The following is an 8,070-nucleotide window of genomic DNA, read 5'->3' as shown; positions in this document are numbered from 1 at the left end:
CGGGGCCGGGGGGGCCCGGCCCGCACGGGAGGCCGCTGTCTCAGACGGCCGGCGGGCGCCGGTAGAAGGAGCGGCCGGGCCCACGCGCCATCCGGTATCCGGCGACACCCGCGAGGGCGCCCAGGATGCCGCCGCCCACGGTCCAGAGCCAGCGGTCCGACCACCAGCCGGACGACCAGCCGTCCTCCGGCTCGGCGGCGATGCCGGCGGGCGCCGCGTCCGAGGAACCGTCCGCCTCGGACCGGTCGGAGCCGGCCGACGGGTCCGCCGTGGACGACGCGGCCGACGATGTGGACGAGGACACGTCCGGGGCCGTGACCGCCGTCAGCGGGGACGACAGCGAACCGTCCACGGCGTGTGCCCCGCCGCTGTCGGACGAGGTGGCCACGACATCGGCTCGCACCGGCAGTCCGAGGTCCTCCTGCGGGAGGCTGGTGACGGTCAGCCGGATGTAGTAGCTCCCCGGCAGCGGGTCGTTGGCCCAGGGTTCCGCCCAGGACCGGACCGTCCGCAGATGGCAGGTCATGGTCACGGTGGCCGCGTCCGCCGCGGCCACCCGGGTCTGGCTCCCGTACCGGCACGACTGCCGCCTGCGCAGCCCGTCGTAGACGTCGAGCTGCCAGGTCGACGCGCCGTGGCGGGCCGCGGCCTCCGGCAGCTTCACCGTGGCGTCGACCGTGGCCGACTGGCCCGCGTCGGCGGGAAAGACCCAGTACAGATAGTCGCCCGTCGAGGCGTTCGCGGTGGCGTGCCGGCCCTGCTGGATGGCGGTCGCCGTACGGAATGCCGTACCCGCCTGGGACGGCGCGGAGTTGCCGTCACCCGAGGAGGACGAGGACGGCGAGGGGGTCTCCGTGTCGGCCGCGGCGGCGCCGGCCCCGCCGATGAGCGCCAGACCCGCGAGTACGGTGAGCGGAAGTATGCGTCGGATCCGCATCAGTCGGTCCTCCCGGCGAAGCGCAGACGTGAGATCCAGCCCCAGAGCACACCCGACACCAGGCCGGTGAGTACGAGGACGCCGAGCAGCCACCAGCCGCGGCCCAGCCCGAAGGCGGCCACGTCGGACGCGTCGTCAGGTGCGTCCACGACGGCGATGTTCAGTTCGACGGGCAGGCCGGGCGTGGTCTTGACCGATGACGGCGCCGAGAAGGAGTTGCCGACCTTGAGGCAGACGGTCTCCGCTGTGTTGTCGGCGTTGTGGGCGTCGTCGGAATCGACGGCCGGCTTCGGGTAGCGCAGCCCCGTGGAGATGGCGTCGGTGCGCCCGGTGCCGGACTCCTGGCCCCGTACGATCTCCCGGCCGTTGACGGTCAGCGCCCTGAGCAGTACGCCGTAGTCGTTGTTGACGGCGCGGTCGGCGGCGACGCTGACGGATGCGCGCAGTTCCTGCCCCGGGCGGACGTCCACCCGGTACCAGCGGTGCTCGGCGAACCTCTCCCGGTCGCTGTAGAGCCCGGCCTTGAGCTGCGGGGCGTCCGTGCAGGTGTCCGCGCCCTCGGTGGCCACGGGGGTGGCGACCGGGTCAGCGGCGCGGTCCACCAACTGCGTGACGCGCCCGGAGAGTTCATTGGTGTGGCGCACGGAGGTGTACGTACCGCCGGTGGCCTCGGCGATGCAGGTCAGCTGCTTGCGGGTCTTGGCGTCGGGCACCAGGCCCAGTGTGTCGATGACGAGGTGGATGCCCTGGGCCGCGATGTCGCGTGCCACGACGCACGGGTCGAGCGGTGCACAGGTGTCCTCGCCGTCGCTGATGAGGACGATACGGCGGGTCGCTTCACCGCCCTTGAGGTCCCGGGCCGCCGCCTGCAGGGCGGGGCCGATGGGTGTCCAGCCGGTCGGCGCGAGGGTCGCGACCGCGGTCTTGGCCTCGGTCCGGTCGAGCTGTCCGACCGGGTAGAGCTGACGGGTGTCCTTGCACCCGGTCCTGCGGTCGTTGCCGGGGTAGTTGGCACCCAGCGTGCGTATGCCGAGCTGCACCTGCTCGGGCACCGCGTCGAGCACTTCGTTGAACGCCTGCTTCGCCGCCGTCATCCGCGAGCCGCCGTCGATGTCGCGCGTCCGCATCGAGCCGCTGACGTCGAGCACCAGCTCGACCTTGGGCGAAGGTGTGCCGGACGGTTCATCGGCGGCGGCGCCGGTGGGGAAGGTTCCGACGACCAGGGCAGCCAGGAGCGTGCACACCCCGGCCGCCAGCCGTTTTCTCATGATCATCACCGGATCGTACGGAGCCTCCCCCCATATCTCCAAAACGGTTGCTGGGACGGGGAGTTCGGCCTGCCCGCCCCTGGCACGCCGAATCCGTACGAGGCCCCGGAAGCCGGTGCGAACCGGTTACGCCAGGACGAGAACGGCTGCCGTGGCCGCGCCCAGCGAGGCACCCGCGAGGGTCTGCGCGACGGAGTGGTAGGCGAGCGCGACCCGGGACCAGCAGACCGCGGCCACCAGGACGTATCCGGTGATCCACCACGGCGTGTGGACGGCGGCCAGCATCGCGACGACCGCGGAAGCCACCGCCGCGTCCACACTGATCTTCCAGACCGTGTTGACCGCGAGCAGAACGACGGTCATCGCCCAGAGGGCGAGCATGGCCAGCAGGATGCCCCGGGGCGCGCCGCCGGCGGTCATCAGGGCAGCGCCGGTCCCGACCGATCCGAGGATGACGAGGAAGATCGGGGCGCGCTGCCTGCGGTCGACCACATGCCGGTCGCCCCAGGTACCGCGCCGGCGCTCCCACTCGATGTACGCGGCGGGTACCAGCCCCGCGCACACCGCGCCGAGCAGCCCCCAGGGGACGCCGGTCCAGTCCCCCGCCGCCGCGACGCCGATACCGGGCATGCCCACCAGCAGAACGTTGCGCGGCTGGAATACGTCGGTGACCGTACGGGCCACGGCCGTACCGGTCGTGCGGCGCTCCGCCCCGGCACGGCCCGATGAGCGGTCCCGCACGGCGTCGGTGTCGGTGTCGGTGTCGGTGTCGGTCGTCATGGATCCGCACGATACCCGGCGGCGGTGGCGGCTTCCGAGGGCGTGGGACCGGGCCGACGGCGCTCTTCCGGGCGCGATCCGTCCGGTCATGGGTGCCCCTTCGTGGTGTTCAGCAGGCGGACTCTCCCCGGGCCCGCGAAGATGGGTGTGCCAGGCAGCGGTCAGGGCGCGATTCACACGTGCCGTCACCCGTCCCACGGGGCAGGCGGGGAGGGTACGACCGTGCAGACCTGAGAAGGGACGAACACCGTGGGACGACCCAGGATTCTCGTAGTGGGCGCCGGATTCGCCGGAGTGGAGTGCGTACGCCGTCTGGAGCGGCGGCTCATTCCGGGAGAGGCGGAGATCGCGCTGGTGGCGCCCTTCTCCTACCAGCTCTATCTTCCGTTGCTGCCCCAGGTCGCCTCCGGCGTCCTCACCCCGCAGTCGGTGGCCGTGTCGCTGCGCCGGAGCCAGAAGCACCGCACCCGGATCATTCCCGGCGGGGCCATCGGGGTCGACACCAAGGCGAAGGTGTGCGTCATCCGCAAGATCACCGGTGAGATCGTCAATGAGCGCTACGACCAGATCGTGCTCTCGCCGGGCAGCATCACCCGTACGTTCGACATCCCAGGTCTCCTCGACAACGCGCGGGGCATGAAGACCCTGGCCGAGGCCGCGTACATCCGCGACCATGTGATCGCCCAGCTGGACCTGGCGGACGCCAGCCAGGACGAGGCGGAGCGGGAGTCGCGGCTCCAGTTCGTGGTGGTCGGCGGCGGCTACGCGGGCACCGAGACGGCGGCCTGTCTGCAGCGCCTCACGACGAACGCCGTGAAGCACTATCCGCACATCGATCCGAAGCTGGTCAAATGGCATCTGATCGACATCGCGCCGAAGCTGATGCCGGAGCTGGGCGACAAACTCGGGCAGAGCGCTCTGGAGATCCTGCGCGGGCGCGGTATCGAGGTCTCGCTCGGGGTGTCGATCGCCGAGGCCGGCCCGGACAAGGTGACGTTCACCGACGGCCGGGTCCTGCCGTGCCGCACCCTGATCTGGACCGCGGGTGTCGCGGCGAGTCCGCTGGTCGGCACGGTGGGCGCCGAGACCGTACGCGGACGTCTCGCGGTGACACCCGAGATGAACGTCCCCGGGCTCGACGGTGTCTACGCCCTCGGCGACGCGGCCGCCGTACCGGATCTCGTCAAGGGGGGCGACGCGGTCTGCCCGCCCACCGCACAGCACTCGATGCGCCAGGGCCGGAAACTCGCTGACAACATCGTGGCCTCGCTGCGCCGCCGGCCACTCCAGCCCTACGTCCACAAGGACCTGGGGCTCGTGGTCGACCTGGGCGGCAGGGACGCGGTGTCGAAGCCGCTGGGAATCGAGCTGCGCGGTGTCTCGGCGCAGGCCGTGGCCCGGGGTTACCACTGGTCGGCGCTGCGCACCAATGTCGCCAAGACCCGGGTGATGACCAACTGGATGATCAACGCCATCGCCGGGGACGATTTCGTACGCACCGGTTTCCAGTCGCAGAAGCCCGCCACGCTGCGGGACTTCGAGTACACGGACGCGTATCTCACTCCGGAGCAGGTGCGCGAGCACACCGCGTCGATGACCGCCCACGGCTGACCCACCCCGGGTCCGGACGCCGCTTCCGGGCTATGCGTCGCGCTCCGAGCCGTGCCGGTGCCTGGCACGGCTCGGCTGCACGCGGGTGGGCTCGCCCGGCATCTTCGGGTACTCGGGCGGATACGGCAGGTCGCCCAGGCCGCGGTCCCGCTCGTCCTTGTCGGCCAGTTCCAGCAGCGCGTCGAGACGGAAGCGGTGGTCGTCCATGTCCGCGTGCACATCGCCGGTGCGGGAGTAGCGGTCCCGCATGGAGGCGATGTCGAAGTCGGCGGGGCGCGCGCTGTCGACCTCGTCCCAGCGCAGCGGCGCCGAGACCTGGGCGCGCGGGTGCGGGCGGACCGAGTAGGCGGAGGCGATGGTGCGGTCGCGGGCCGTCTGGTTGAAGTCGACGAAGATGCGTTCGCCCCGCTCCTCCTTCCACCAGGCGGTGGTCACCCGGTCCGGCATCCGGCGCTCCAGCTCGCGGGCGCACGCGATGACGGCCCGGCGCACCTCGGTGAAGGTCCAGCGGGGCTCGATGGGTACGAAGAGGTGGAGTCCCCGGCCGCCGGACGTCTTGGGCCACCCGCGCAGTCCGCCGAAGTCATCGAGCACGGCGCGCAGTTCATGGGCCGCGCGCACGGCGTCGGTGAAGTCGGTGCCGGGCTGCGGGTCGAGGTCGATCCGGAGTTCGTCCGGGTGGTCCGGATCCTGGCGGCGCACCGGCCACGGGTGGAAGGTGAAGGTCGCGAACTGCGCGGCCCAGAGCACCGCGGCCGGCTCAGTGGGGCACATCTCGTCCGCGGTCCGGCCGCTGGGGAACGTGATGGTGCCGGTGGGGATCCAGTCCGGGAGGTTCTTCGGGGCACGCTTCTGGTAGAAGGACTCGCCGTCCAGCCCGTCCGGGTACCGCTGGAGTGTGGTGGGGCGGTCCCGCAGCGCGCGGGTGATGCCCGCGCCGACCTCGATGTAGTACTGGGCGAGATCGAGCTTCGTGAAGCCCCGCTCCGGAAAGTAGACCTTGTCGGGACTGGAGAGCCGTACGGTCCGCTCCCCCGCTCTCAGCTCCACTGCTGCACCCATGCGCGTCACGCTAGGCGCAGGCCGCGTACTTCGCATATCGGGCGGGGAGCGGTCTGCGGCCGCAGAATCCGAGTATGGATCTGCCTGTTCTGCCGCCCGTCAGGCCCATGCTGGCCAAGTCCGTGAAGAAGATCCCGCCCGGTATGCAGTACGAGGGGAAGTGGGACGGTTTCCGGGCGATCGTCTTCCGGGACGGCCCGGAGGCCGAGCTGACCAGCCGTACGGGCAAACCGCTCACCCGGTACTTCCCGGAGCTCGTTGACGCGCTGCGGGACAATCTGCCCCAGCGGTGCGTCCTGGACGGCGAGATCGTCATCACCCGGGACGGCAGGCTCGACTTCGACGCGCTCACCGAGCGGATCCATCCCGCGGCCTCCCGGGTGCGGCTGCTCGCGGAGCGGACCCCCGCGTCGTTCATCGCGTTCGACCTGCTGGCCGTGGGCGACGAGTCGCTGATGGCGACGGGCCAGGGCGTCCGGCGCGAGCGGCTGGTCTCGGCGCTGGCCGCGGCGGGGCCGCCGGTGCATGTCGCGCCCGCCACGACCGACGCCTCGGTGGCCGGTGACTGGTTCCGCTCCTTCGAGGGGGCGGGGCTCGACGGCGTGGTGGCGAAGCCTCTCGGCCTGCCGTATCTGCCCAACGAGCGCGCGATGTACAAGATCAAGCACGAACGCACGGCCGACACGGTGGTGGCGGGCTACCGGCTGCACCGGTCCGGCCCGGTCGTCGGGTCGCTGCTGCTGGGCCTGTACGACAGCGAGGGCGTACTCCAGCACGTCGGTGTCTGTGCGGCGTTCTCCATGAAGCGGCGCGCGGAACTCGTCACTGAGCTGGAGCCCCTGCGCATGGAGTCGGCCGACGGGCACCCCTGGGCGGCATGGACGCAGGAGACGGCGCACGAGACGGCGCGGCTGCCGGGAGCCCCCAGCCGGTGGAGCGGCAAGAAGGATCTGTCGTGGATCCCGCTGCGGCCCGAGCGGGTGCTGGAGGTGGCGTACGACCACATGGAGAACGGTGTGCGGTTCCGGCACACCACCCAGTGGCGCCGGTGGCGCCCGGACCGGTCCCCGTGGAGCTGCACCTACGCCCAGCTCGAAGAACCGGCCGGTCCGGCGCTGGCGGACGTTCTCGACGCCTGATCCTGCCGATGGCGCGCCCGGAGACGTGTCCCGGAGCCATGCCCCCAAAGCCGCGCCACCCAGGTGCCTCGCGGACCGGCACCCGGCAGGTACTTGCAGGCGCTGCTTAATCGCTGGCGCGTTAAGCTGGTGAGCGCGGAGAGCGCCGACACCCCGGGCCGACACCCGCCCAGGATGCTCCCGCCCGAGGAGGCCCCGATGACCGCGACCGACCCGGCGATGACCGCCCTGAGCCAGAGCTGGTGCGCCCTCTCCCTTCTGCACGGAAGGATCGAGGCGCATATCGAGCGCGCGCTCCAGACGGGCCACGGGCTGAGCGTGCGTGAATACTCGCTGCTCGACGTTCTGAGCCGCCAGCACGACGGGGAGGGCGGCCATCTGCAGATGAAGCAGGTCGCCGACGCGGTGGTCCTCAGCCACTCCGCCACGACCCGGCTCGTCACCCGCCTGGAGGACCGGGGGCTGCTCGCCAGATATCTCTGCCCCACCGACCGGCGCGGCATCTACACCGATGTGACCGCCGACGGGGCACTGCTCCTCGCACGGGCCCGCCCCACCAACGACGCGGCTCTGCGCGCCGCTCTCGACCGGGCGGCGGCCGACCCGGAGCTGGCCCCGCTGGTCAGAGCGGTCGAGGCGCTGGAACCCGTGAGGGCGTCGGCAGCCGGGGCGCCGGCGGGTGAAGCAACCGTCATTTAATTCCCGTCGGCCGGAATAACGGCACCATGTGTTGATTTCCCACGATCCGGACACGCGCGGAGAAAATCTTCCCCGCGTCGTGGTGCTCAGCGTGCTAGTGTCGTTACCAGTTGCAGTTGTGGTTCCCAAAGACTTCAAGTGCTCTCACTGGCTTTCGGTGCCGGTGGGCGCACTTTTGTATTTTCGGAGTATTCCGGACGTGGTAATCATCGCAGCGACGTGGGGTTCGCACAGTGCGGGCCTCCGGGCATTTTTGCCACTAAGGAGAGATTCACATGGCTGCTGGCACCGTTAAGTGGTTCAACGCGGAAAAGGGCTTCGGCTTCATCGAGCAGGAGGGTGGCGGCGCCGACGTCTTCGCCCACTACTCCAACATCAACGCCTCGGGCTTCCGCGAGCTCCAGGAAGGCCAGAAGGTGACCTTCGACGTCACGCAGGGCCAGAAGGGCCCGCAGGCCGAGAACATCGTTCCCGCCTGACGCACCACACAAGCTGGGGCCCGCACCTTGGGGGGCGGGGCCCGGCGTGTTGGGGTGTTAGGGCGTCGCCCGGATCCCCGGTACGGTTTCCGGCC

The 8,070-nt window shown here is 70.9% G+C and carries 8 protein-coding genes; 4 read left to right on the top strand and 4 right to left on the bottom strand.

Annotated elements, in window-relative coordinates:
* Window positions 1-40 precede the first annotated feature (40 nt).
* The 3 genes from ACFXBC_RS29035 to ACFXBC_RS29025 all read right to left on the bottom strand — a co-directional run bounded on the left by ACFXBC_RS29035 (window position 41) and on the right by ACFXBC_RS29025 (window position 2,985).
* A complete protein-coding gene (locus ACFXBC_RS29035) occupies window positions 41-937 on the bottom strand; it encodes a hypothetical protein (protein WP_385030843.1) in 897 nt (298 codons plus the stop codon).
* On the bottom strand, window positions 937-2,211 hold the full coding sequence (locus ACFXBC_RS29030) for a VWA domain-containing protein (protein WP_385030840.1): 1,275 nt from the start codon (window positions 2,209-2,211) through the stop codon (window positions 937-939). Before ACFXBC_RS29030 ends, ACFXBC_RS29035 begins: the two co-directional genes overlap by 1 nt.
* Before the next feature lie 120 nt (window positions 2,212-2,331).
* A complete protein-coding gene (locus ACFXBC_RS29025; protein ID WP_385030837.1) occupies window positions 2,332-2,985 on the bottom strand; it encodes a hypothetical protein in 654 nt (217 codons plus the stop codon).
* 249 nt (window positions 2,986-3,234) lie between these two features.
* Here ACFXBC_RS29025 and ACFXBC_RS29020 point away from each other — a divergent pair, with 249 nt between their 5' ends.
* Entirely contained in the window at window positions 3,235-4,596 is a 1,362-nt protein-coding gene (locus ACFXBC_RS29020; protein ID WP_385030834.1) for an NAD(P)/FAD-dependent oxidoreductase, read from the top strand.
* Between the two features lie 30 nt (window positions 4,597-4,626).
* Here the strand turns inward: ACFXBC_RS29020 and ligD are convergent, their stop codons facing one another.
* Window positions 4,627-5,658, bottom strand: coding sequence for a non-homologous end-joining DNA ligase (gene ligD, locus ACFXBC_RS29015; RefSeq protein ID WP_385030831.1), 1,032 nt, complete (start codon window positions 5,656-5,658; stop codon window positions 4,627-4,629).
* A 74-nt stretch (window positions 5,659-5,732) separates the two neighbouring features.
* Between ligD and ACFXBC_RS29010 the strand changes: the two genes are divergently transcribed.
* The 3 genes from ACFXBC_RS29010 to ACFXBC_RS29000 all read left to right on the top strand — a co-directional run bounded on the left by ACFXBC_RS29010 (window position 5,733) and on the right by ACFXBC_RS29000 (window position 7,975).
* Window positions 5,733-6,797 (top strand): ATP-dependent DNA ligase, encoded by a 1,065-nt coding sequence (locus ACFXBC_RS29010; protein ID WP_385030828.1) that lies wholly within the window; start codon window positions 5,733-5,735, stop codon window positions 6,795-6,797.
* A gap of 198 nt (window positions 6,798-6,995) precedes the next feature.
* Complete coding sequence (locus ACFXBC_RS29005) at window positions 6,996-7,496, top strand: MarR family winged helix-turn-helix transcriptional regulator (protein ID WP_385030825.1); 501 nt, start codon at window positions 6,996-6,998, stop codon at window positions 7,494-7,496.
* Between the two features lie 275 nt (window positions 7,497-7,771).
* Entirely contained in the window at window positions 7,772-7,975 is a 204-nt protein-coding gene (locus ACFXBC_RS29000) for a cold-shock protein (RefSeq protein WP_385030822.1), read from the top strand.
* Window positions 7,976-8,070 lie beyond the last annotated feature (95 nt).

This window comes from Streptomyces sp. NPDC059398, assembly GCF_042751845.1.
Taxonomy (GTDB): Bacteria; Actinomycetota; Actinomycetes; order Streptomycetales; family Streptomycetaceae; genus Streptomyces.
The sequence above is the reverse complement of the archived record's forward strand: the minus strand, read 5'-3'. Positions and strand labels throughout refer to the sequence as shown.